Source organism: Vibrio sinensis, assembly GCF_003605645.1.
Lineage (GTDB): Bacteria > Pseudomonadota > Gammaproteobacteria > Enterobacterales > Vibrionaceae > Vibrio > Vibrio sinensis.
The window spans coordinates 95,441-118,431 of the sequence record NZ_QVMU01000006.1; the positions used below are offsets into that span (position 1 = coordinate 95,441).

Genomic DNA, 22,991 nt, shown 5'->3' on the forward strand with positions numbered 1-22,991 from the left:
ATCACTCCAAATTATCTTGTCGTTGGTAATACGGAAATGCTTCAACTAAAAATTCAGTCATTTCCTTAAACAGATCATTTTGACCATTTTGACTAGCCAAGAGACGGACTTGGTCTGCAACTTCTGGTACGTAACGAGTATCAAGCTCGACATAAATTTGAATAAACTCTTCAAGTTCCTTAGCATTCAAATTGGCCATGACTTTCGCTGGCATCATCTGCGAGCGATAGTAAAAATCGGGTTTTGGCCCAATTAACGTACCTTCCCATGTTTCGATAACTTGCTGATAACCGCCTAAATACGTATCGCCCTTGCGTAGTTCCAGCTTATTCATTCCTTTTAAAGATGTGGTGTAGTTACCCATCTGGAATTGCTGCTGTGCAAATTGATAATAACTTTCAGATAGTTGATAAGCTTTCAACCACGCTGAAGCGTAAGCAACCAAAACTAACCCAGCAAAAACTAACCACTTTATTCCCTTCGCCATTATTTCACCCCTACCCCTGTGAACGCTTTGATGAAGTTTTTCTGTAAACAGAAGAAAACAATAACGACAGGTACCGCTATCATGGTCGTCATTGCCCACAATTGTTCTAGATTCGTTCCCGGAACCTCAGTCTGGAAGTTATACAATGCCAACTGCAAGGTCATTAACGACTCATCTCGTACATATAAGAGCGGCCCCATAAAATCATTCCATGCACCCATAAACGTTAAAATACCGACGGTTGCTAACGCAGGACGTAACATTGGTAGCACTATTTTCCTGAAAATACGTATCTCACTAGCACCATCAATTCGAGCTGCCTCTAAATAGGCATTATCAATTTGTTTCATAAATTGGACGAGTAAAAAGATATTGTAAGCACTGATCGCACCTGGAATGATGAGAACCCGGTAGGTGTTAATCCAGTTCCATTCATACATCATCATATATGTGGGAATCGTAAATAATACTGCGGGGATCATCATTGAACCCAAAATAACTTTCAACCAAAATTCACGACCAGGTAAATTTGTTTTTACAATGGCATACGCTACCATTGATGAAAATAATGTATTTAAAAAAGTCACTGAAACAGAAATGAATATTGTATTAGCAAAAACTCTAATTAAATTTACCGAGTTGAAAATCTCTATATACCCATTCAACGACCAACTCGTTGGTAAACTGTTTGGAGAGTGCATTATCTCAGGCCCAGTTTTGAATGAGTTAATCACCATATAGAAAAATGGGTACATAACGAGCAGTGCAGCAACAATCAAAGTTCCATATATCAGTACAAGTTTATGTTTTTTCATATCCATAACTAATCTTCCTTACTCGTGATTTTTAACTGCATCATCGTAAGCAAATAGATCACAGCGGCGAGCATCAAACCTATTGTCGAAGCTTCACCCATCTTCATTTGTTCAAAACCTGTTTGGTAAAGGTATAACACTGGTGTCAGCGCTGACTGATAAGGGCCACCACTTAAGTCAAAATTCATAAACACTTCGATAAACATCTGTAATCCATTGATGATATTCATGGTCATAACAAAAATAATCTGCGGCATGATCATAGGAAGTGTAATTTTTTTAGTTTTTCGCCACCAAGACGCGCCATCAATATCCGCAGCTTCAAAAAGCGAACGGTCGATACTCGCGATCCCTCCAAGGAAAATGATCATTTGAACACCAAACCACTTCCATGCACTAAATACTGCAATGATTGGCATTGGTAACCATTGCTCAAACTTCCAGAATACAGGCTCAGCTAAAACATGAGAGTTTACTAATGAACTCTGAATTGGGCCTGCTGGGCCGGCAATAAAGTCAAAAATAACCATAGCAACCGTAATCGATGTGATCACAGGTATAAACATGACAGTTCGGAAAAAGCTAGCCATGAATTTAACTTCATTCAGGAGCAATGCTAACCCTAAACCAATACCGAAACTTAAAAATACAAAAATCACCTGATTAAAAAGAACATTGAAAAGTGATTTCCAAAACAAAACATCAAATATAACACCTAGCCAGTTTGCAAAACCAACAAACGATGTATTCTCCGGCATCAATATATTCACACTCAAGAAACTACTCTCAAATGAAAGGAAAAATGGATACATTAAGAACACAACGAAATATATTATCCACGGCGCAAGGAAAACATACCCCATTAAGAGATTATTTCTTTTCATATAAATACCACTTCAAAATTATATATTATTTTTTAAATATATCTTTCGCTTGTTGACTAGCAGCCTCTACAGCCTGTTCAGCTGTTATTTCTTTCTTTAATACTACTTTTGAATATTGCTGTAATATTATATTTGCGACATCAGAAGATTGAGAGAATGGTTCGCTCATAATGGTATAAGGTAACTGTTCAACAAAAGGTTTTGCTTCATTACTCTGATAATACGCTCTGTTTTTTAAAGATTTCAAAGCAGGCAGCTGACCTAGCGTCATGTTCGCTTTGTGATTGAGCTCATCATCCATCAATAATTGAACAAAAGCCCAGCTCAACTCTTCTTCGCGCTTTTCATCTTTGAAAATCATTAAAGCTCGACCATCAAGAGTTGAATAAGAACGCGCTGAATCATCCAGTGTTGGAATTGGGGCTAACCCCACGTCTTCGCCTATTACCATCGGACGTTCAGATGCTTCGGCTAAGTTTGCTTTCCAACCAAATCCAAATTGTGGCCACATACCGATCGTGCGAGAAAAGAAGCTTTTTTCCATCGTTAATGGCGCAAATTCTTGTACCTTTTGCATCGTAGCGAAGAACTCCGCCATCTTAGCTTGTTCTTTGTCAAAAATAGGATGGGTACCAAAACGGTTTAATAAAGGGAATTCTCCCTGATTAAAACTATAATAAAGTTGCGCCAGCATTCCCCAATACCAACTCCCTGTAGATAGAACATCATTCCATAATACGGTTCCATATACTGGACTGCCATCTGCTCTTGGTGGTAATTGGTTTATCTTCTCTGCCACATAAAGGAACTCATCCCATGTTTTAGGTGGCTTTTCAGGATCCAGCCCCGCTTCTCTAAACAACTCCTTGTTATAAATCATTAATTGGGTGGTTACATTCCAGGGAATATAATAAGTACGACCAAAGTTTTTACGCATAAACACGGGATTTATGCGGTCCACCATTTGCTGATAACCTTCAAACTGTTCAAAATATGCCAACTTACCCATTTTGGCGTATTTGGCTGGCTGATAGCCAAATACGCCAGCGTATAAGTTAGGTAAATCGCCCGCCGCCATTCGTGTTTCAAGGTTTTCGTCATTAGAAACAACAACCTCGACATCAGGGAAGCGCTCCTTAAATACGGGAACCACCTCTTGGCGAACAAAGTTCATATAATTACCAGATGGTGTCATCACCTCGATTCTGGTATTAGCAACAGCAAAGGAGTGGCAGCTAAGCGCAACAACGCACCCAATTAACCATTTTTTCATGATCTACCCTACAATGTTTCCCTTAAGATTAATTTCGTCGGTAGAATTCTCAGCTCTTCCATGTCGTTTTCACCGCTCAAAGCCTTGATCAGTGTTGTCGCAGCTAACTCGCCCATTCCCGTTTTTTGATGAGAAATAGTAGAAAGCCTTGGAATCATGAGTTCTGCCATATGTATATCGTCAAACCCAACCAATTTCATTTCAGTAGGAATGTCGATACCGTGCTCTTTTGCTGCACGAATAATACCAATAGCCATTTCGTCGTTCGCTGAAAATACAGCTTCCGGCCGTTTTCCATTTTCCAAAAGTTCACACATTTGGCTGTATGCAGATTTTTCTGTGAAGTCACTTTTAATCAACAGATCATGATTAACACTAATATTGAAATACCCAAGCGCAGCAATATAACCATCTAATCGTTTTTGGTTATCATAGGAATCATCTGGCCCACCAAAGTAATAAATATCTTTGCAACCTGATGAAATAAGCGCTTTAGTTGCCGCGAATGCGCCACCAAAGTTATCAATTAAAATGTTATAGATATGCGACGCTGACACTTCACGATCTAATACAACAAGTGGAAAATCCTTTCTTGCTATCGATTTTAAAAAGTCGTCATCGAACGAGTTGGTCAAAATAATGGCACCATCAACCATGCGGTCACGAATGTACTTATGAGCAGTCGAATGCTCATTACCGTACATACTGCACGCTACTAGATCGTAACCATGCTGATGACAAATCTGTTCAATGCCTTTCACTAATTCACTATAGATGGGGCCAAACCATGAGTTAAAGAACAAGCCGATAGCGTTGCTTTTCTTTTGCTTGAGCTGTCTTGCGTTGTTATTGGCAACATAATTCAGTTCAGTCGCGATGCTTAATACATGATTGCGCGTCGCTTCGCTAATTCTTGGGCTTCCATTTATGGCATAAGAGACGGTTGCAATAGACACACCCGCTTTTTTTGCCACATCTTTAATCGTAACTGTCATGTTTTACTTGGTCCTTATTTAGAATCATTTTAAGCCTAGCCGACTATTGAAACGATTCTACCAAGAAAGGCGTTTGAGCAACAATCTTTGCGAATTTGATGTTTAAATTCGGGAGGTTAATCCGGTAAAACCGGATTAACCTTACCAGCTACAGTGAAACAGCTAGAGTATTCTCTGTATCTTTTAGATTTTCATTCAACCACTTAGATGAAATCAGTGCACCACCAGTACGATAACGGTTTGGTTGAATTTCAAAAGGAACATCTTCGCCATTCAGTTTAATCGTTTTAGGTGTGTGCTTACCTTGCTGCGGTGAAATAACCACATCAACTGGTTTCCCGCCAATTTCATAAGCAATCTTCACTTCACCAAGACGTGATGAGATCACTGGGTCAAGAATCAAATCAAGATTATTGAAACGTAAACCAAACACGTTGCTAATAAGCTGGTTCAAATAGATTCCGGGACCACTAGAGTAAATACGCCAACCACCTTTAACTGGCACCTCACCGGCTTGAACTTGAGCGAAATTATCGTACGCACTATAGCGATCGTTAAATTTCGCATCAGAACTAGAGAAGTACGCGTTTGATTGGCGCAATTCAGCATTAGGAACAATGTCTTGAATGCCTACTGGCAGTATTTTGTATAAGTTATCAAAGACAGCGTCAGCATCACCCAACTTACACAATGCTTCAATGAAGCGAATATGAGCGTGACAATATTGTAAGCCGACTTCGCGGCCTAAATTCGCAGCAAGTTCAGCACGCTTAAAGTAAGTTTGCTGGCCCGCTTTATATTCCGCCATTTTATCCATCAAACGAACACCATCTGGATGCACTAGATGTTGTTTAATCGATGCCATGTGTTGATGCGCCATTTCTGGAGTAAAAGTTTCAGAGATAATAGAGCGGCTAGCTGGCAACAAACGATGCTTAATACCGGTCTTACTATCCGATGGATGCAGCAAATATTCTACGTCTTCAACGTTACCCTGCTCGTCACGAGCAAAGTGAATAAAGCCAGCTATCGTATTGTCTTTAATGAGATAGTGGTGATAATCCATCTCCATTTTTTCTGCTAAGTCGAACAGTTTTTCGCTGTAATGAGCAAAATCCGCACAGTGATTCAACACACCACCCAAACCTTTCAGAGATTGAAGTGTCAGAGGAATTGTCCAGCCACTGACCATATTCTCACGTAACGACTGATTCGCAGGTTGTAACGTATCGTCCCAATCACCATCGCCATAACAAGATAGAGACGTTCCTGGAACCAAATTATCAATAATATGCTGAACTTGGCGCTCTACGTGTTCAAACAGGCTGTGACCGTGTTCTGTTTTTACAAAACCATGTTCAGCCAATGTGTACGGCAATATTTCAGACAAGACCGAGAAATCGTGAGTCATGGTCAAATAGTCAGCCAGAGCTTTCAAAGGCCAAACTACGATGTCCCCATGAGATTCTTCCTGTTGAATAGTGGTATATTGATCAAACATAAACCACTGAGGCCACGTGCCCGTTTCTTGGTATTGATGACTGTATATTTCTTTTAGTAAGTCACGCGCTTTACCAAATTCTTGCATGGTCATGAATAGTTCAAATGGGCCTTGTGACACATCACGAGTTCCCCAAGCTGCGCCAGAGTACTGCTCTAAGCCATGCGGTGTGCTGTAATGAACGAGGGCGTTATGGGTAAACCAGTGCACAGATTCATTCAAGCGTTGGCTATTGACTTCATCATTGCTGAAATGCAGTTTAAAACCTTTGGTTAAATCACGAAGATTTTTGTTACAACGCTCAACTTCGAAATCAAACTCTAGAACTTTACCTTTGGAGTTAACGTTCGACAGTTCACCACCAATCGTGATACGCGCCGTGTCATGTACTAAGCCTTTAACCACAAGATATTCGACTGAACCATTTGTTGGGTTAGTGATCAAATCCGATTCGCATAACTCAGCACTCGGCATTAAGTTAAAGCTCAAATCAGCAGCATACGTTTCGATAAGTTCATTAGAACCGCAAATAGTAAAGCCTTCATTTTCCGGTAAGACACGAACAATGCTGTCATTCTCATTGTTACCAAACACCAATTGATGAGAAACTGCAATTTCCAATACTTGGTCTAGGTTTCGAGTCGTAATATCAAGCTGAATAATCGGTTCTTCTGAGCTGGCAAATGAACGCACCTCAATATAGCCATTCAAATACTTGTAAATCCAACGTGAGTAATTCGTACCAACTTCGTATGCAGATGGCATTCCAAGAGGACGATATTCATCACCCTGCTTCACCCATATGCGCTGTCCACCATGAGTAAACTGGTTAAGAGGGTTACGACATACGCCTAATAGCTTATTAAACGAGGTATTGCCCAATGTTAACTGAGAGTTGAAAACACCATAGATATAGTGAGTCGCGCTCATGATTGGGTTGCGATAATCTTGATTATTGCCTGAAGCAATAACATGCCCTGTAGAGCGTTCAAGACGCTTTTCTTTTGCTGGCAAAGTAACATACTGACTATCACCAAAGAAAAACGAGAGTAATTCGCCCTCTGTTTCTTCAACAAATCGACGCTCTGTACCAAACAGCTCTGTAAGCTCAATATCCGTTAATGGCTCACCAACAATGTAAGCACCTTTAACCTGCGGTTTTACTTCAAGCAATTGACCCTGTTCAAAACTTACATCCGCCTTTTTCGCATAGAGATCTTTAACCTCTTCAAAAGCAATAGCATCTTGCATATTTGAATCAACACAATGTGCTTGCACAACGCCATAGTAAGTGATCGTCGAACATTGTTGAGGTGCAATAACTTGCTGTTCAGTTTGTAGTGCCACGTAACCCATTTCAAACTGATAATTCTCGTTGGCTAAGCTTACTTGCTCTAACGCTTTTGGTTGCCCTGTTAACTTGAACTCTTTACCAAAAAATTGATACCCATCAGTACTAAAGCCAACCACTGGTGACAGTGCACCTAGCTGAATACGTGGGTTACCACAACTTTGTGATAAGTTTTGACGGCTACAAACTACGTAGCCTGTTGTTGGGTCTTGAATGATTCTATGATCAAGATATTGAGAACAGTACGCTTCATTAGTTTTAACTGCACCCTCATCAGCTAAACCTAAATCTTGTCCATAAATTAATTCAAAGCGGAGGTTTTTCTCCGTCACATTACGAACCGAGATATCATAGAAAAACGCGTTTTGTTCAGTGTGCAGTATCACTGTTGCTTCAAATTTTTCCGTCGACGTTTTCCAGCCTAACGAGCCATTCGATAGTTGAAACGTTTCAATTTTGTCATTAAAAAAAAGCAACGGTGTTGCTGAGTACTGATCGTTCTCTATTGTACGAAGATAGATATTTGATATCGCCATTTCCGACATAGGCGTTTCAAACAAAGAAACCATCAGTTTATTGCTACGAATAGCTGACAAAATACCAGCAGGGCTGAACGTGAAATTTAGTTCTTCTTTGCCGACGTTGAGTGTCGGCTCGTTAATCAATTGATGCATTGCGAAAAATCTCCAGACATCGCCAAAGTATTAAGAATAAAAAATATTTTTTTCTGTTGAATCATCGAATAAATGACATTTATCCATCTTCAACTCGATATAGCAGCGAGAGCCGACTATAGGAATATGTACTTGGTCAGATTGTTTACACACAACATTACAACCCAAGACTTTTGCATGGACATACACTTCCGAACCTAGCTCTTCAATGGCTTCAACTTCTGCCGCTAAAGTCGCTGCATTCGGTTCAGTGCGTATAGCAAGATGCTCAGGGCGAATCCCTAAATGTACATCCTTATCCACCCACATTTCGGCTCTGGAATAGCGTTCCGTTGGTAGCGATAAACATTTACCACCAAGGCTTACACCAATCACTTCGTCTTGCTTCATCACTTTGCCAGTTAACATATTCATCGCTGGAGAACCAATAAATTCCGCGACAAATTTGTTTTTTGGATTGTGGTAAACATTCATTGGCGTATCGACTTGCATGATACTGCCTTTGTTTAAAATACAAACTCGGTCACCCATGGTCATTGCTTCCACCTGATCGTGTGTTACATAGATCATCGTGGCTGGATGCCCAGTATCTTTAAGCTGTTGATGCAAACGTGTAATTCTCATACGCATAGAGACTCGCAGTTTTGCATCAAGGTTGGATAACGGTTCGTCAAACAAAAAAACATCTGGTTTCCTAACCATGGCACGTCCTAGAGCAACTCGTTGGCGTTGGCCTCCCGACATTTCCTTTGGTTTACGATCAAGCAATTCCGTAATCTCTAACAGTTCAGCTGCTTCAGAAACTCGTCGCGCAATTTCCTGTTTGGACTTCTTTGCCGTTTCCAGCCCGAACGCCATATTTTCATACGTTGTCATGTGTGGATACAGTGCATAATTTTGGAAAACCATTGCTATCCCACGATCTTTTGGTGGCAAGTCGTTACATACTTTGTCACCAATTGAAAGTTGACCGCTCGAGATGCTTTCCAAGCCCGCAACCATTCTCAACATTGTCGATTTAGCACAACCAGACGGGCCGACAAGAACCATAAACTCGCCATCATTGATGTTTAAACTCACATCATGAATAGCGTGAAATCCATTATCGTAAACCTTGTTTATGCCTTCGAGAGTAACCTTTGCCATGGCGTTTAATTCCTATCCAGAACCCTGTTTAAACGTTTCAACAAAAGAGTAACTACACGCCGATTTCAAATCAATGAAATAATGTAATTTCACTTTCGTTTCGTGATCTCTATCTAGTGTTAAGGGGTGTGAGTGACGGTTTCATTAGGAATGAAGTCGGTATACATTGAAGTAAGGCTGGTTTGATAGCCTTTTCTCGTTAAATAACGTTCAACATTCTCACGTACAGAGTCGGCGAAAAAGGCTCCGATGAACATACCTTGATCTAAGCCAATGACCTTACTTGAAACATGCCCATTGGCATCAATCGCATCAGCCCACCCTGCTTGAGTTTGAATTTGGGGGGAGCGATTTCGTAGTTGATTCAACCGCGCTAATGCATCACTAGGGTTTTGCATATAATAAAGGCCAAGCGTGTGTGGCGAACCGGTTGTCCCTGTTTCAATTTCATTACCAAATTTTCGATAGCTTTCTGATACATCTTGAACACCGAACGCCGCATATCCATCATCAACGGTTGCTGACGCTGAAACAAACGGAATGCGATGTAAATCAGCATACTGTTTATGAACTTCTGTAAAGTCATCCATCATTTGATCATTCGGTATTAAACGCTGTTCGTCTAACCACAATGCCGGTAGGAATGCTTGGAAGTATGAACCATCCCAGGTCAACATAGGCGTGAGATCATGACTGTCCATAGTGTATTCGCCTACAAGCAGTTCCATATCTGTAAACGCGGTTTCTGGAATAGTACCCTCGCTCACCATTACGGCCCATAAAGGTGCTAGACGGCTTTCATTTGCTTTTCGGTCAATATGATAGCCAAGTAAGCTATTGCTCGTCCGACTCCAACCAGCATGCAATAAACCACGATTAGGATCGTACAAACTTTGCCACCCAATCACCTGCTTCTCTAAGAGTGACTGAGCGCGCTGAGCTAAACGATTTAAACGTTCATCTGAATGGTTATCAAAAGCACCATTGAGCCCTGCTAGAGAAAAGGACATGATCCCATTATCAACCGCCGAAACGGTCGCTGAATTGGAAACAGCTAAAGCACTACCCGACATGTCGTACAGCCAGTAAAACAAACCATTCCACTTTGGTGATACCTCCAGTTGTGTTAGTACCGCGTCTAATCGCTTGCTCGCAGCTTCATCTCCTGCGTCAACCATCTCGACTAACAGGTTGATATAGAGAGCGACCGTTGAAATATTGGTATAACTGGAGGGAGCGATAGAGCTTCCCTGCACCAACACATGGTCATAAGGAAGCTTTAAACGCGTAGATACACCAACACCATCAAGAAAGTAGTCCATATTGTCTTGAAGTGATTGTGCGAAACTCTCGGGGTAGTATTTTTCATCAATATTTATGCTACGGATGACATCTTCAACTGGTATTTCAGGTGCCACTGTCGCGCTATCCCCACCACCATTACAGCCGAATAAAAACAATAAGTTAAGTGCAATTATTGATTTGCGCATGATTTTAGTTAAACCTCAGAAAGCGAATTTTGGTACAAAAAAAGCCCCGTAGGGCTTTGATCTATTGTGAAAAAATTTAGAACGTCCAGATGATACCCACTTTGGCGAACACTCCTTCTTTGTCGCCCCATGTGTATTGATTACCGTTACGCTGCTTATGGTCGCGATAGGCTAAATCGGCCAATAGGCTAATGGTATCGTTCACTGGAATTTCAGTGTAGAGCGCATAATTACTGTAATCGTAACCCGTGCCATCAAAGATTTCGGTTTCACCTAATTCATAGCGCAGCTCTAAATAGAGGTTATTGTCGAAACGAAATTGAACCAACGGCTTAATGGCCATCTCTGTCCACGCGAAATCATTTTTGTCCTCGTGGTAAAGGAACTTACTACCGATATTGATCCAGTCATTCAAGCGATAGACATAAAGCGGTTCAGTCTCATAAAACATCGCTTTTTCTTCGTCCCAGTAACCCGACTCTAAGTTCAGATGTAAGAAGTGTTTACCCAATGAGAAATTGAGTTCAGGGGTAATTTGATAGCGTGTACTCTCTTCAAAACCCGTGACTTTTTCGTAACCAAATTCAACCGCGAAGTTGAAATTCTCATTCACCCATTTCTCATAGCGAGGCATAAGTTCCGTAGTCAGTAAAGCATTACCTTCAGACACTTTATTGCTACCGCGGTACTTATGCGTTTCTTTCAAAACATACGCTAAACGGAAGTTATCACTGATTTTGGTTGAACCATCAGCAAAAATAAACGATTGGAAGAGTTGGCTTGGCGCATTGACGTAGACATATTCTTCGTACTCAAAGCCAGTAAGCACTCTTGAACGCTTCATTGAAGACACAGACTCTGGTGATGCCATCATGACATCACCAAACCCACCGACATCACGAAGCGAATCAAAACTATCTGTAGAAACTAAGCCATATCCTGGCATCTCAATGCCGTCCCACATGTTTGGTTTAGCTTCAATACTGTCATAGCCATCAAGCTGAATACCATCCCACATGTTACTTTTCGTCTCTGTTGCTGCCACAGAGCAACTTGCCAGAATACCCATCGCGAGTAATGTTGTTGTACTTTTTTTCATTTCAAGCCTCATGAAAACATGCTTAACCAATATTTGTTAGCCGTTGTTCGGTACGTAGCTTTGGTACATGTCTTTTATTTCATCCATGTAGCCACGAGCCTCTAAGTAACGAGCAACATCAGCATTAATTTCGTCGGATAAAAACGCGCCAACAAACATACCTTGATCAAGAGATAAGATCTTAGTGGACATATTGCCGGCCCCATCCACTGCGTCATACCAACCAAACTCAGACTCAATATTTGGATAGTAAGCTTTAAGTGCTTTCAGTGCGCTTACCGCTGTTTCAGGGTTCACCATGTAAGAAAGTGCCACCGCGTGTGGTGTACCTGTGGTTCCAGCATGAATTTCATTGTTGAATTTCACTTTACTCTCAGAGAGATGTGGTACACCAAAAGCAGCGTAAGCATCATCAACAGTTGCTGAGGATGAAACCATCGGAATATTATGTTTTGCTGCATACGCCATTTGGATGAACGTCATATCTTCAACCATGCGGTAGTTCGGCATCAGTGATTTTTCATCCAGCCAAATTGCTGGCAACATGGCTTGGAAATAAGCACCATCCCACGTCAACATTGGGTTGTATTCTTTTCCATTAAAGGTGTACTTATGCGTATACAACTCCATGTTATCGAATGCACTTGTCGGAATAGCATCTTCACCTTGATCCTGAGTAATCAAGGCTGCCCATAACGGAGCTAGACGGCTTTCATTCGCTTTTCTATCTATGAAATAAGGCAGTGCAGCGTCATCTTTCGTGCTCCACCCCGCATGCATTAGATCGCGGCCTTCGTCATAAATCTTAATCCAACCTTTCTTTTGTCCATCAAGCAACGCATTAATTCGGGCCACTACTTGTTGTTTTTCTACTTGCTCAGACTCGAGATATGCACCCGCAACGCCTGCTAGAGCCAATGCTAAATTCGCATTATCTACGGCTGGCACAATGCCATCTTTCGTCGGTTGTAACTTGCCATCTACAATATCGTAAGGCCAGAAGTAAAGCCCTTCCCACGTCGGCGTTTCTTCTAACACATCAAGTACTTCTAAAATTCTTGTTAACGCTTTTGAGTTACCCGCTTTTTCAACTTCAACCAAAATATTTAGATATAAGCCAATCTCCGTTGTATTCACGTAGTAATGAGGTTTCACTTTCCCCTCTACAATTGAGACAGTATCAAAAGGAACTTTCGCTTGAGCATCAACCCCGACTCCGTCCCTAAAGAAGTTCAAGTTATTTTGCAACTCTGCTTGGAAATTAGCAGGGTATAGGTGGTCTCTTACTGACAATTGATCTAGTACGACTTCACTCGCTGTCGCACTCACTCCAAAACTCATCATCAAGGCCGCTGCAATAGCGTGCTTTCTCATAATCATTTTCAATTCCGTTTTATGTCATTTGGGATTCAATTTAAACGTTTCTATTAATCTGTGACAAAACGATGCAATCGTCAATAGCCCGTAGCTTATAAACGTGATCCAGATATAATTCTATCGCACGGTTTAATTAAAATTTTATTAAAAATAAATTAAACCAATAAATATCAAAGACTTAAAATATTACAACCCATATTAACAGCTGAGCAACTTGTTTATCATTCTCGTGATATTGCGGAAATATGGTTAATATTTTGCCCGAAATCACAAATCGACAAATCATTGAAACGTTTTACTTGCTTAGAGTTAGGGTTAATCGCATGCTTATTGCAATTAAACGTTTAAACAAACAAATTAACCCTCTTTTATAAATTGCAGTAGATTGAGAACTCAGAAATGAATAAACCTGTTTTTAGAAAGACTATCGTTGCTTCTGCACTATTTTCAGTGATGCTTACTGGTTGTTTAGATGACCCTTATAACGAGCCTGTAACACCGCCGATCGAGCCACCATTACCGACTGAAACTACTGTAATCTATGGGCCGGATAGTGATGGTACTTTCAATTTAATGATGTCTGATAGTGGTAATATTGAAAGTCCTGTAGATGAATCCGGCAATTCGATATTAGGCAATATCCAAACACAAAACGTATCTGGGCAAAGAAATGGCACGTTGAACGTCAAAATTACAGGCAATCAAAAGGCTCGCATTGCGTTAATGAGTAGCGATGCGTCTCATATCAACCTAAATATAGATCCCACGACCACTACGCTTCAATTTGACAGTCGGGCAATTAGCAAAGCGCTGACCACTCAAGATGTATTTCTAACAACGCAAAAAGAATCTGGCACTGATATAGGTAAGGTCTCACTAACTAGTTCATTTCTCGCCTACTACAACAGTGCCCCTCAAAGCATAAAAGTCCCGCTTTCGTGCTTTAGTGAGGCTGGAATGGACTTTAGTAATACAATTACGCCATTTGCTCTTGAATCCTCTGACAACTTAAGTTTCGACATGGGCAATATCCGTATTGTTGAGAATTCAATAGAACAATTGGATGTCTTAGAGTGCCATTCATCAAGCCTGCTCCTAGAGCCTGATGATCCTAGCGATGAGTTTAGAGCCTCAAGCTTATTCAAAGTGGGAACGCCAACAACAGGTTGGGCAACTGCTATTACAAACTGGATGACGGTCGGTAATTCATTGCTACATTGGGGGCATGATAATATTCGTATCGAATATACTAATGCTCCTGCCGGCGAAAATGGTGGTCTTGTGTTAGCAATAAGCGATGGAACCCCGAGAGATTTATCAGATTATGCTAATGCTGGTGTCTTACAGTTTATGTTCAACGTATCTAACTACGCTGAACATCCGACAAAGCGCTTTCAGATTCAAATGGAATCCTCAGAGTTTGGCAACTCGCAACCTTACTTCTTAGAAGTTGGAACAGCAGATAATAGCTGGGTACAAATTCAAGTGCCACTTCGAGATCTGTTCACTCGTGCAGATGGCAGCATTGACATCAATGCGCTAAAAAATATTGATAAGCCACTATCCATATTGCCAGAATGGGTGGGAGTAACCGATACATTACAAAACATGGACTTCTCTATCAGCAACGTCCAAATTGTAGTCCCATAAAAAAAATGGGCCTTAGTCATATGACTAAGGCCCATTTTTATTAATAACACTAACGTTTATTACAACACTGAAATCACATCATCCAATGCTAAACGTGCTTTTGGTAGACCGTGGTTATAATCGCCACCATCTTTGTGGTAACCCATCGCAAGCGCCACATCACATACATAACCATCAAGTTCATCTTTAAAGATTTCACCAATCAACTCAGGATCAACCCCTTCCATTGTGGTTGAATCAATACCTAAGCGAGCAAGAACATGTAAAGTGTTACCTAGAGCTAGGTAAGTTTGTGCTTTTGTCCACTTAGCGTTGTTGCCTGTTTCATCAGTGTTTGCTTCCGCAAAACCGTACGCGCCATTAAGCATGGTGTCATACATATCTGCAGGTAGATGGCCTGATGTTACTTCAGCATCAACAACTCGCTTATAGTTCTCTTTGGTATAATTTGGGTTATACGCGAACAAAATGGTATGCGATGCTTCTTTCGCATGAGGTTGGTTAAATTGATGCTTATTAGCGAAAGTATCATGGAAGCGTTGTTTTGCTTGGTCACTTTCGATAACGATGAACTTCCAAGGTTGTGAGTTAATTGAAGACGCCGATAGACGTAGTGCCTCTTTAATCACATCCATATCTTGGGCAGAGATGCGTTTACTCGCATCGTATTTTTTTGCTGTGTAGCGATTATTTAAATCAAGAATAATTTGATGGGACATTACTTGTTGAGACATGATTTTCTCCAATTTATCACCGGATAAAGTCAACGGGTTGCTTATAGACTTTAACCTTCAATAATTTTTCAATAAAGGAGTGTACTCGTGAATACGATGTAAACTCCCATTTACTCTGGTAGCTTAAGACTCGGCTACCAACTGATGGCGCTATATTAGCGATTTTTCACAGAAGAAAAACAACCTATTTTCTAAATCAGTTTCAATTTTTTTTTAATAATTGCGATTCACCCCTGCCACGCTTATGAAGTAATTTGAATCACAGATAATAAAAAAGCCAGTCACGATGAACTGGCTTTGAGAATACAACTATCGAGTTATTAAGCGTTTTGTGCGTCAGCAACCATCGCGAGCGCAACCGCTTCTGCGACTTTAATACCATCAATACCTGCAGAAAGGATACCACCAGCATAACCAGCGCCCTCACCCGCAGGGTAGAAGCCTTTCAAGTTAACGCTTTGGTAATCTTTACCACGTTTGATACAAACTGGAGATGATGTACGAGTTTCTACGCCCGTTAACAGACCATCTTCAGAAGCAAAGCCTTTGATCTTTTTATCAAATGCTGGGATCGCTTCACGGATAGCTTCAATTGCAAAATCAGGTAATGCTTTAGAAATATCTGTTAGCTTGATACCCGGAGTAAACGATGGCTCGACTTCGCCGATAGCACTTGGATCGCGACCTTTTAGGAAGTCGCCAATTTTTTGTGCTGGTGCGTCATAGTTCTCACCACCTAGTACGTAAGCACCAGACTCCAGTTCACGTTGCAAACGGATACCTGCGAGTGCATCACCTGGGTAATCACGCTCAGGGTCAATACCTACTACAATCGCACTGTTGGCATTACGCTCTGCACGAGAGTATTGGCTCATGCCGTTCGTTACTACGCGACCTTCTTCAGAAGTTGCAGCAACCACAGTACCACCAGGACACATACAGAAGCTGTAAACTGTGCGGCCATTTTTACAGTGATGAACAAGTTTGTAGTCAGCTGCGCCAAGGATTGGGTGACCTGCATTTTTACCAAAACGCGCTTCATCAATCATTGATTGCTTATGTTCAATACGGAAACCCACTGAGAATGGTTTTGCTTCCATGTAAACACCGCGCTCGTTTAGCATTTCAAAAGTATCACGAGCTGAGTGACCGACTGAAAGCACCACAAAGCGAGACTTGATTTCTTCACCATTTGAAAGCGTCACACCAGTGATTTGACCATCTTCCATGTGGATATCATCAACGCGAGTGCTAAAGCGAATCTCACCGCCTAGCTCAATAATTTTCGCGCGCATTTTTTCAATCATGGTAACAAGTTTAAACGTACCAATATGCGGCTTACTTACGTACATGATTTCTTCTGGAGCGCCCGCTGCAACAAACTCAGTGGTCACTTTGCGACCGTAGAAGTTTGGATCTTTAATTTGGCTGTAAAGTTTACCGTCAGAGAACGTACCCGCACCACCCTCACCAAACTGCACGTTTGATTCAGGGTTTAGTGTACGCTTACGCCAGAAACCAAATGTATCTTTGGTACGCTCACGTACCTCTTTACCACGCTCAACAATGATTGGGTTAAAACCCATCTGAGCAAGTAGAAGACCAGCAAAAAGACCACAAGGACCAAAACCAATCACAACTGGACGTTCAGTTTGGTTTGCTGGCGCATTGGCAACAAACTTGTATTCCATATCAGGCGTTTCTTTAACGTGTGGATCGCTAATAAACGCTTCTAACATTTCTGCTTGGTTAGCAACTTCAACATCTAAAGTGTAAATCAGTTGAATGTTCGCTTTCTTACGAGCATCGTAGCCACGTTTAAACAGATCAAAAGAAAGAACTTGGTCTTTAGCGATTCCAAGTTTTTTAGCAATGGCGTCTAGAATTGCGCCTTCCTCATGATTAAGAGGCAGTTTAATTTCGGTTAAACGTATCATATTGATGTCTCGTTACTTTGATGTTGCATTAGGTGTCTTAGCAAACGGTAAACCCCTTGTTTAGGCTCTGCCGCTCGCTCACAATGGCGCGTATTTTACGAGAAATTGATTTGTCTGTCATACTAAATCAAGGCTTGGCGGAGTAATTACCTTGCTGAGAGTTGAATTTTGCCTTGGGATGAGTATTATCCCCATTCTTCATTTTTGACTAATTTAAGAGTTGATTGTCATGGCGTTTGTCGTAACGGATAACTGTATCCAATGTAAATACACTGACTGTGTCGCGGTATGCCCTGCTGATGCCTTCCATGAAGGTCCTAACTTTATGGTCATCAATCCAATCGAGTGTATCGATTGTGGCTTATGTGTTGATGAATGTGCAGCACAAGCTATTTTCCAAGAAGATGAATTATCTGACGACCAACAAGTGTTTATTGAATTAAACGCAGAGCTTGCTGAAATTTGGCCTGTCCAGACGGAAGTAAAGCCAGCCATGGATGAAGCAGAAAAATGGAATGGTGTGCCTGATAAATTAGATATGCTTGAGCGTTAATCTGTTCGACTTTAGACTCGCTAAGCTTGATCTGATAAATAAACGGCTCGATATAAAAAAAGCGTAAAGACTGAATTAGTCGTTACGCTTTTTTTGTATCTATGTCAAAAACTTAACTATGCTGGCGACGCATATTATCTAAGATAATCCCCGTTGCCATGGCAACGTTGAGAGACTCTGCACCACCAAAAGCTGGAATCGTAATTTTGTCAGTCACAAATTTTGCAGCTTCAGGACGGATACCGTGAGACTCACTCCCCATCAATAAAATACCTTGCGCGGCAAATTCCGTCTTATGCACACTCTCGCCCTCTAAAAATGCGCCATAAACTGGTAAGTTTGATGTCTCGAGGTAATGAGCTAAGTCCAATTGATGCACTTGCACGCGGCCAAAACTACCCATCGTTGCACTGATTGTCTTTGGATTATATGGATCGGCACAATCGCTACTCGCAACGATATGCTTAATGCCATACCAATCTGCAACGCGAATAATGGTGCCAAGATTACCGGGATCTTGTACGCCATCTAACGCAATCATCATGCCTTGAGCACTCGGCACTTCAAATGTAGGGATCTCAACCACAGCGATCGCGGCATTGTTGCTCACTAACGTACTCGCTTTAGTCAGATCCTCAAGGGAAGCTTCAATACACTCAAAGTCTTTAAGTGCTTGCTGGTTTTGCTCAATAAATTCAGCTGTAGCAAAAACGTGTTTTACCGTCAGTGTACTACTTGCAAGTTCTAATACGTTCTTTTCACCCTGAACGAGGAATAATCCGAGCGCTTTACGCTGTTTCTTTTGGCCCAAAGCACGCAGCAATTTTATTTGGTTTTTCGAAATCATTTTTTTGTCCCAGATGAAAACGGGGGGATTATATACTCAAGTGACCTCAAGGTGCTAGGTTCCCCTCTCCTCTCATACTAACAATCAGCCAGATTCAATCAGTTAAAAATCTAATCCAACGGAATTTCTCATCAAGTTAGAAACGAACAACAAAAAGGTTAGGGCTCATCAAAATAAATCCACAAATTTACCGTATATCGTTAGAATAACTTGTTTCATATAGCCGTAATCGGGTATATAGACTCTGTTTTAAATGTGAACGTATATATTATGGAGGATGATCAATTGACTGGCGTCAACATCTCCACGTTATTGTGCTTTTTTGTTCTGGAGTAAGAATGAAATCAACTCTCGTTATTCGATGCCTTAAGGTCTATTTGATCTTCCTCACCGTAATGTGTGGCGCTGCCTATTATGGGGCTCTCAGCGTCAAACATACGATGCAAGACAACAATGTGGGTCGTTTGCAAAATTTGCTTACCAACGCCCTCGCCACTGTTCATTATTTTGAAGATCAAGAGCGCTTAGGCGAAATGAGTCGTGAAGTTGCTCAACAGCATGCAATGCGTGTACTGCAAGAATATAAATATGCAAAAGATGAGTACATTTGGGCCGCAAATGGCCAAATGATTTTTGTTGCAGCACCACTTGATCCACAGATCATCGGGCAACCTTTCGCTGACGTTGTTGGTCAGCAAGCGTCAGACGCAATCAAATCAAGCCTCAATGGTAAACAAGGGCAAGTCGTACACTACACTTGGTCAAGCACCAATGGCGATATCACCACGGATATTCAGTCCATTGCAGTTGAAAGTAACGGCTGGCATTGGTATTTAGGTAGTGGTGTGCAAGACCGAGTCACCAACCAAGAGTTCTACGCTATCTTGTTTAAAAACATGGCCTTTGTTCTGCTTGGCTGTGCGTTTGTTGGCGTCATTATGGTGATTGCTATCAAGCGCTACCGCTATACTCTGGGTGAAGATCTACCTGTTATCTTATCTAAACTAGACAACATCTCTCACGGTAACCTAACCGACGACTTTAATCTTAAAGGCGGCGAAACGGGTATCTATAAAGGCGTACTAGAAATGGGTGGCGCGCTGAAAAATATGGTGAATGAGATTCAAAGACTGACCACAGAATTGAATCAGTCGTGTAATCAAATGACCACGTCTTCCGATGTTATTTCTGGTAATACATCAAGCCAATCAGAAAAGCTTAATCAAGCTTCAGTTGCCATTTCCCAGGTTCTATCAACTGTTGTCGAAGTTGCAGCGAAAGCAACGGTTACCTCAGAGCAGACTCGATATGCGGAAGACAACACCCAGCAATGCGTGACCACGATGACGGAAGTCGAGCAACAGATGGGTAAACTTGCAACCAACTTGGCTGAAAATACGCTTCAGCTCAATCACGTTCAGCACCAAGCGAAAGATATCTCTACCATCGTTGAAGAAATCCGAGCAATCTCCGATCAAACAAACTTACTTGCCTTGAACGCAGCAATAGAAGCAGCTCGCGCTGGTGAGGTGGGACGTGGTTTTGCTGTCGTTGCCGACGAAGTTCGTGCGCTGGCTTACCGCACTCAAAAGAGCACAATTGAAATCGATAACGTGGTATCGAAATTACAAGAAGAAATCTTATTATCGGTCAGCATGATTCAAAGTAATACTGACAACATCAAGGGCGTACATAAAAATAGCGCCACGACGTTAAGTTCAGTCAACTCGATTTTTTCTGCCCTGAGTACCATTAATATGCACACAGAGCAAATTGCAGCATCGAGCGATGAACAACATGCCGCAACTGAGTCCATCAGCCAATTAGTTGAGGGACTGGCCATTGCAGCCCAAGAGAACAGTGCGCAAATTAATGTGACGAACCAAACCTGTTACAAGCTTGATAATAAAGCCGTTGAACTGGCTAATATCGTCGCTGGATTCCGAGTCTAACGGAAAAAACGATGGATACATTGTGCTGATTAACGAATCGCAATCGCATTTCGTTGATCAGGGCAATAAAGAGCTCGGCACAATATCGATATGGTAGAAACAAAAAAAGCAGGCTTATCCGTAATGGTAGCCTGCTTTTTTGTTATCAAGTTTTCTTTCAAAGAAAGACGTACAATGCCACTGTAATACTACAAGTAAAACTCATTGTAGAAAGGAATAATAGATGCCCCCAGAGTCGAACTACGCTCACCATTGGGTGACAATATCAATTTAGGTGAATTAGCATCTACTGGCACTAGAGAACCGATTCGAAGTGATAGAATATCTATCAATTTATCAGCAACGTCTTTCGGAAGAGAGCCACCTAAAATAATAAGTTGAGGGTCAATCCACTGAATACAGCTCGACAATATCTGTTCAATTTGCACAGCACTACGAGTAATCCATTGCTCAAGTGATAACTCCTTACGGCTCACAAAATCAAGGTATGATGGACGTTCCTTGCCATACGGAAAGGATAATCCAACCTGACCCGCATTATTAAAACCACCTTTGAAAAGAACACCATCATAAATAATACCCGCACCGATTCCAAAACCAATATCGATAAAAACGATGGTCGAAAAATCCTTTTTAATATGCGAATAATACTCACCAATCACTGAAGCGTTTACGTTGTTCTCGATATAAACAGGATAGTCAAAAGCGTCATTTAATATGCTTACTAAATCGACATCATTTAGGCATTGTAATGAGGGTACACAAACCCAATTCTGTTTTGCACCTCGATAGCCAGCCAATGAAAAGCCGATACCCAGAACTTTTGCTTTCGGGATCTTAGCTTTTACAATTCCAGTGCTCACCAATGTCTGAATCAGTTCAATCATCTCATCAAGACTTTGATGATTGTCTACCGGTGTACTCTCATGGTGGACAATCAATCCCGATAAATTAGATATCGATATCGCAATGAAATTAGGCTCAATACTTACCCCCAAAGAAAATGCACCCTCAGGGTTAATTTCAAGAGGAATCGGTGGTTGACCTCTTCCACATTTTTGTCTTGAACCTTCTCGTAATAAACCAAGGTTAATAAGCGATTTAGATAGCTGAGTGACGGCACTCGGTGTTAAGCCAGTTAATTCACTAATTCGCGCCCTACTAATGACACGATATTTTGAGACCGCTGAAATAATTTTTCTTTGATTGGCCGTTAGGTCATTAGTTAGGTAGCTTTGGTTATCCATTAGTATGCTGTCATATTGGCTTTGTTGATTAGACTAATCATATATGATGCATCATCATGGCTAATAATGTCTATCAGACCTTCACGAATCCAGCTTAATATTTCTTCTTCTGCGTCCACTCCAAATTTATCGTAATAATTTTCTGTTGGCGTTTTATTGTTGCTATGCGCATGTAAATACATACGAGTACCTAAACCATGCTTCTTGTAGGCACGCAAATCATCAATATGCGCAAATTCATACTCAAAACAAACACAGGATGCATTCGAACCTAAAACACATTCTAGCTGATTATTGTAACGCTCTAATGTCACCACTTGTAATGCCAACTCTGGAATGATTTTTTTCACTCGGTTGATTAACACATGGTCAAAAGAGAGCAATTGAATAAAATCAACCGCATGAGGGATCGTGCGTAAAATATCAACAAAACAATCGATAAACGCCTCTTGGCGGATTCGCTGTTTTGCCTCAACAATCAAGCCAACGCCATTGGCAATTGCCCAAGTTAAGACATCTGAAAAAAGTGGGATTTTAGTCCCTTTAAACTCTTCGCCAAATTTTATACCAAAATCAAGCTCCAACAACTCTTCATACGTTAATCGGTCAACAAAACCTGTTCCCGTTGAGACTCGGTCTACCACATGGTCGTGAACGACCACCAACTGATTGTCATGGGTAAGCTGGATATCAATCTCAATACAATGTGTATTCGCTCGTAGTGCACCCTCAAAAGCTGGCATCGTATTTTCTGGGTAAATCTCGCAATAACCCCGGTGTGTGTTAGCTAAAACAATCCCGTTTTTTGCGTTATGGAATTCAAATTTCATTTATCTATCGTCTCGTTAATACCATTGCCATTAAATTATTACAAAAAACTTAATCAATCAAGATTATTAGCGATATTTACATAAGATATTGATAAATAATGAGTAGTTAAAAATATGACAATTATCACAAATGAATTAAGTGTTTATTG

General features: G+C 41.1%; 18 protein-coding genes. 3 read left to right on the forward strand and 15 right to left on the reverse strand.

All coding sequences use genetic code 11. The features are described from left to right. Position 1: 1 nt before the first annotated feature. From DZ860_RS08985 to DZ860_RS09030, 10 genes are all read right to left on the reverse strand, one after another. Positions 2–487: a hypothetical protein gene (locus tag DZ860_RS08985; protein ID WP_120030602.1), complete on the reverse strand. Its 486-nt coding sequence runs from the start codon at positions 485–487 to the stop codon at positions 2–4. Continuing rightward, a complete protein-coding gene (locus DZ860_RS08990) occupies positions 487–1,308 on the reverse strand; it encodes a carbohydrate ABC transporter permease (RefSeq protein WP_120030603.1) in 822 nt (273 codons plus the stop codon). Before DZ860_RS08990 ends, DZ860_RS08985 begins: the two co-directional genes overlap by 1 nt. Before the next feature lie 2 nt (positions 1,309–1,310). Beyond that, positions 1,311–2,060 carry a carbohydrate ABC transporter permease gene (locus tag DZ860_RS08995; protein WP_243641835.1) on the reverse strand — a complete coding sequence of 250 codons (750 nt, stop codon included), beginning with the start codon at positions 2,058–2,060 and terminating at the stop codon, positions 1,311–1,313. 151 nt (positions 2,061–2,211) lie between these two features. Next, positions 2,212–3,459: an extracellular solute-binding protein gene (locus DZ860_RS09000; protein ID WP_120030605.1), complete on the reverse strand. Its 1,248-nt coding sequence runs from the start codon at positions 3,457–3,459 to the stop codon at positions 2,212–2,214. 8 nt (positions 3,460–3,467) lie between these two features. Beyond that, positions 3,468–4,454 carry a LacI family DNA-binding transcriptional regulator gene (locus tag DZ860_RS09005; RefSeq protein WP_120030606.1) on the reverse strand — a complete coding sequence of 329 codons (987 nt, stop codon included), beginning with the start codon at positions 4,452–4,454 and terminating at the stop codon, positions 3,468–3,470. 148 nt (positions 4,455–4,602) lie between these two features. Then, positions 4,603–7,980 (reverse strand): GH36-type glycosyl hydrolase domain-containing protein, encoded by a 3,378-nt coding sequence (locus tag DZ860_RS09010; RefSeq protein ID WP_120030607.1) that lies wholly within the window; start codon positions 7,978–7,980, stop codon positions 4,603–4,605. Positions 7,981–8,010: 30 nt separating this feature from the next. Beyond that, complete coding sequence (locus tag DZ860_RS09015; protein WP_120030608.1) at positions 8,011–9,126, reverse strand: ABC transporter ATP-binding protein; 1,116 nt, start codon at positions 9,124–9,126, stop codon at positions 8,011–8,013. 119 nt (positions 9,127–9,245) lie between these two features. After that, positions 9,246–10,616, reverse strand: a complete 1,371-nt coding sequence (locus DZ860_RS09020; protein ID WP_120030609.1) for a hypothetical protein — start codon at positions 10,614–10,616, stop codon at positions 9,246–9,248. Between the two features lie 76 nt (positions 10,617–10,692). After that, on the reverse strand, positions 10,693–11,715 hold the full coding sequence (locus DZ860_RS09025; RefSeq protein ID WP_207890611.1) for a hypothetical protein: 1,023 nt from the start codon (positions 11,713–11,715) through the stop codon (positions 10,693–10,695). A gap of 36 nt (positions 11,716–11,751) precedes the next feature. Then, positions 11,752–13,095, reverse strand: coding sequence for a glucoamylase family protein (locus DZ860_RS09030; protein WP_120030610.1), 1,344 nt, complete (start codon positions 13,093–13,095; stop codon positions 11,752–11,754). A 396-nt stretch (positions 13,096–13,491) separates the two neighbouring features. Here DZ860_RS09030 and DZ860_RS09035 point away from each other — a divergent pair, with 396 nt between their 5' ends. Next, positions 13,492–14,742, forward strand: coding sequence for a putative glycoside hydrolase (locus tag DZ860_RS09035; RefSeq protein WP_120030611.1), 1,251 nt, complete (start codon positions 13,492–13,494; stop codon positions 14,740–14,742). Positions 14,743–14,801: 59 nt separating this feature from the next. On the opposite strand, the gene DZ860_RS09040 is transcribed toward DZ860_RS09035, so the two are convergent. Then, positions 14,802–15,461: an NAD(P)H-dependent oxidoreductase gene (locus DZ860_RS09040; RefSeq protein ID WP_120030694.1), complete on the reverse strand. Its 660-nt coding sequence runs from the start codon at positions 15,459–15,461 to the stop codon at positions 14,802–14,804. 335 nt (positions 15,462–15,796) lie between these two features. Continuing rightward, a complete protein-coding gene (locus DZ860_RS09045) occupies positions 15,797–17,413 on the reverse strand; it encodes an NAD(P)/FAD-dependent oxidoreductase (RefSeq protein WP_120030612.1) in 1,617 nt (538 codons plus the stop codon). 229 nt (positions 17,414–17,642) lie between these two features. Between DZ860_RS09045 and fdxA the strand changes: the two genes are divergently transcribed. After that, positions 17,643–17,966: a ferredoxin FdxA gene (gene fdxA, locus DZ860_RS09050; RefSeq protein WP_120030613.1), complete on the forward strand. Its 324-nt coding sequence runs from the start codon at positions 17,643–17,645 to the stop codon at positions 17,964–17,966. A gap of 112 nt (positions 17,967–18,078) precedes the next feature. Here the strand turns inward: fdxA and DZ860_RS09055 are convergent, their stop codons facing one another. After that, positions 18,079–18,813, reverse strand: a complete 735-nt coding sequence (locus DZ860_RS09055; RefSeq protein WP_120030614.1) for an RNA methyltransferase — start codon at positions 18,811–18,813, stop codon at positions 18,079–18,081. 338 nt (positions 18,814–19,151) lie between these two features. Between DZ860_RS09055 and DZ860_RS09060 the strand changes: the two genes are divergently transcribed. After that, a complete protein-coding gene (locus tag DZ860_RS09060; RefSeq protein WP_120030615.1) occupies positions 19,152–20,765 on the forward strand; it encodes a methyl-accepting chemotaxis protein in 1,614 nt (537 codons plus the stop codon). 188 nt (positions 20,766–20,953) lie between these two features. On the opposite strand, the gene DZ860_RS09065 is transcribed toward DZ860_RS09060, so the two are convergent. Both DZ860_RS09065 and DZ860_RS09070 read right to left on the reverse strand, forming a co-directional pair. After that, entirely contained in the window at positions 20,954–22,012 is a 1,059-nt protein-coding gene (locus DZ860_RS09065) for an ROK family transcriptional regulator (protein WP_120030616.1), read from the reverse strand. After that, positions 22,012–22,842 carry a glycerophosphodiester phosphodiesterase gene (locus DZ860_RS09070; RefSeq protein ID WP_120030617.1) on the reverse strand — a complete coding sequence of 277 codons (831 nt, stop codon included), beginning with the start codon at positions 22,840–22,842 and terminating at the stop codon, positions 22,012–22,014. The genes DZ860_RS09065 and DZ860_RS09070 overlap by 1 nt, the downstream gene beginning before the upstream one ends. Positions 22,843–22,991 lie beyond the last annotated feature (149 nt).

What these genes read in the sequence shown, in the direction of transcription:
- DZ860_RS09005 (WP_120030606.1), bottom strand. Translation starts at nt 4,454, where the DNA reads ATGACAGTTACGATTAAAGATGTGGCAAAAAAAGCGGGTGTGTCTATT.
- DZ860_RS08990 (WP_120030603.1), bottom strand. Translation starts at nt 1,308, where the DNA reads ATGGATATGAAAAAACATAAACTTGTACTGATATATGGAACTTTGATT.
- fdxA (WP_120030613.1), top strand. Translation starts at nt 17,643, where the DNA reads ATGGCGTTTGTCGTAACGGATAACTGTATCCAATGTAAATACACTGAC.
- DZ860_RS09055 (WP_120030614.1), bottom strand. Translation starts at nt 18,813, where the DNA reads ATGATTTCGAAAAACCAAATAAAATTGCTGCGTGCTTTGGGCCAAAAG.
- DZ860_RS09060 (WP_120030615.1), top strand. Translation starts at nt 19,152, where the DNA reads ATGAAATCAACTCTCGTTATTCGATGCCTTAAGGTCTATTTGATCTTC.
- DZ860_RS09045 (WP_120030612.1), bottom strand. Translation starts at nt 17,413, where the DNA reads ATGATACGTTTAACCGAAATTAAACTGCCTCTTAATCATGAGGAAGGC.
- DZ860_RS09040 (WP_120030694.1), bottom strand. Translation starts at nt 15,461, where the DNA reads ATGTCCCATCAAATTATTCTTGATTTAAATAATCGCTACACAGCAAAA.
- DZ860_RS09030 (WP_120030610.1), bottom strand. Translation starts at nt 13,095, where the DNA reads ATGATTATGAGAAAGCACGCTATTGCAGCGGCCTTGATGATGAGTTTT.
- DZ860_RS09020 (WP_120030609.1), bottom strand. Translation starts at nt 10,616, where the DNA reads ATGCGCAAATCAATAATTGCACTTAACTTATTGTTTTTATTCGGCTGT.
- DZ860_RS08995 (WP_243641835.1), bottom strand. Translation starts at nt 2,060, where the DNA reads ATGCCGGAGAATACATCGTTTGTTGGTTTTGCAAACTGGCTAGGTGTT.
- DZ860_RS09000 (WP_120030605.1), bottom strand. Translation starts at nt 3,459, where the DNA reads ATGAAAAAATGGTTAATTGGGTGCGTTGTTGCGCTTAGCTGCCACTCC.
- DZ860_RS08985 (WP_120030602.1), bottom strand. Translation starts at nt 487, where the DNA reads ATGGCGAAGGGAATAAAGTGGTTAGTTTTTGCTGGGTTAGTTTTGGTT.
- DZ860_RS09015 (WP_120030608.1), bottom strand. Translation starts at nt 9,126, where the DNA reads ATGGCAAAGGTTACTCTCGAAGGCATAAACAAGGTTTACGATAATGGA.
- DZ860_RS09070 (WP_120030617.1), bottom strand. Translation starts at nt 22,842, where the DNA reads ATGAAATTTGAATTCCATAACGCAAAAAACGGGATTGTTTTAGCTAAC.
- DZ860_RS09035 (WP_120030611.1), top strand. Translation starts at nt 13,492, where the DNA reads ATGAATAAACCTGTTTTTAGAAAGACTATCGTTGCTTCTGCACTATTT.
- DZ860_RS09065 (WP_120030616.1), bottom strand. Translation starts at nt 22,012, where the DNA reads ATGGATAACCAAAGCTACCTAACTAATGACCTAACGGCCAATCAAAGA.
- DZ860_RS09010 (WP_120030607.1), bottom strand. Translation starts at nt 7,980, where the DNA reads ATGCATCAATTGATTAACGAGCCGACACTCAACGTCGGCAAAGAAGAA.
- DZ860_RS09025 (WP_207890611.1), bottom strand. Translation starts at nt 11,715, where the DNA reads ATGAAAAAAAGTACAACAACATTACTCGCGATGGGTATTCTGGCAAGT.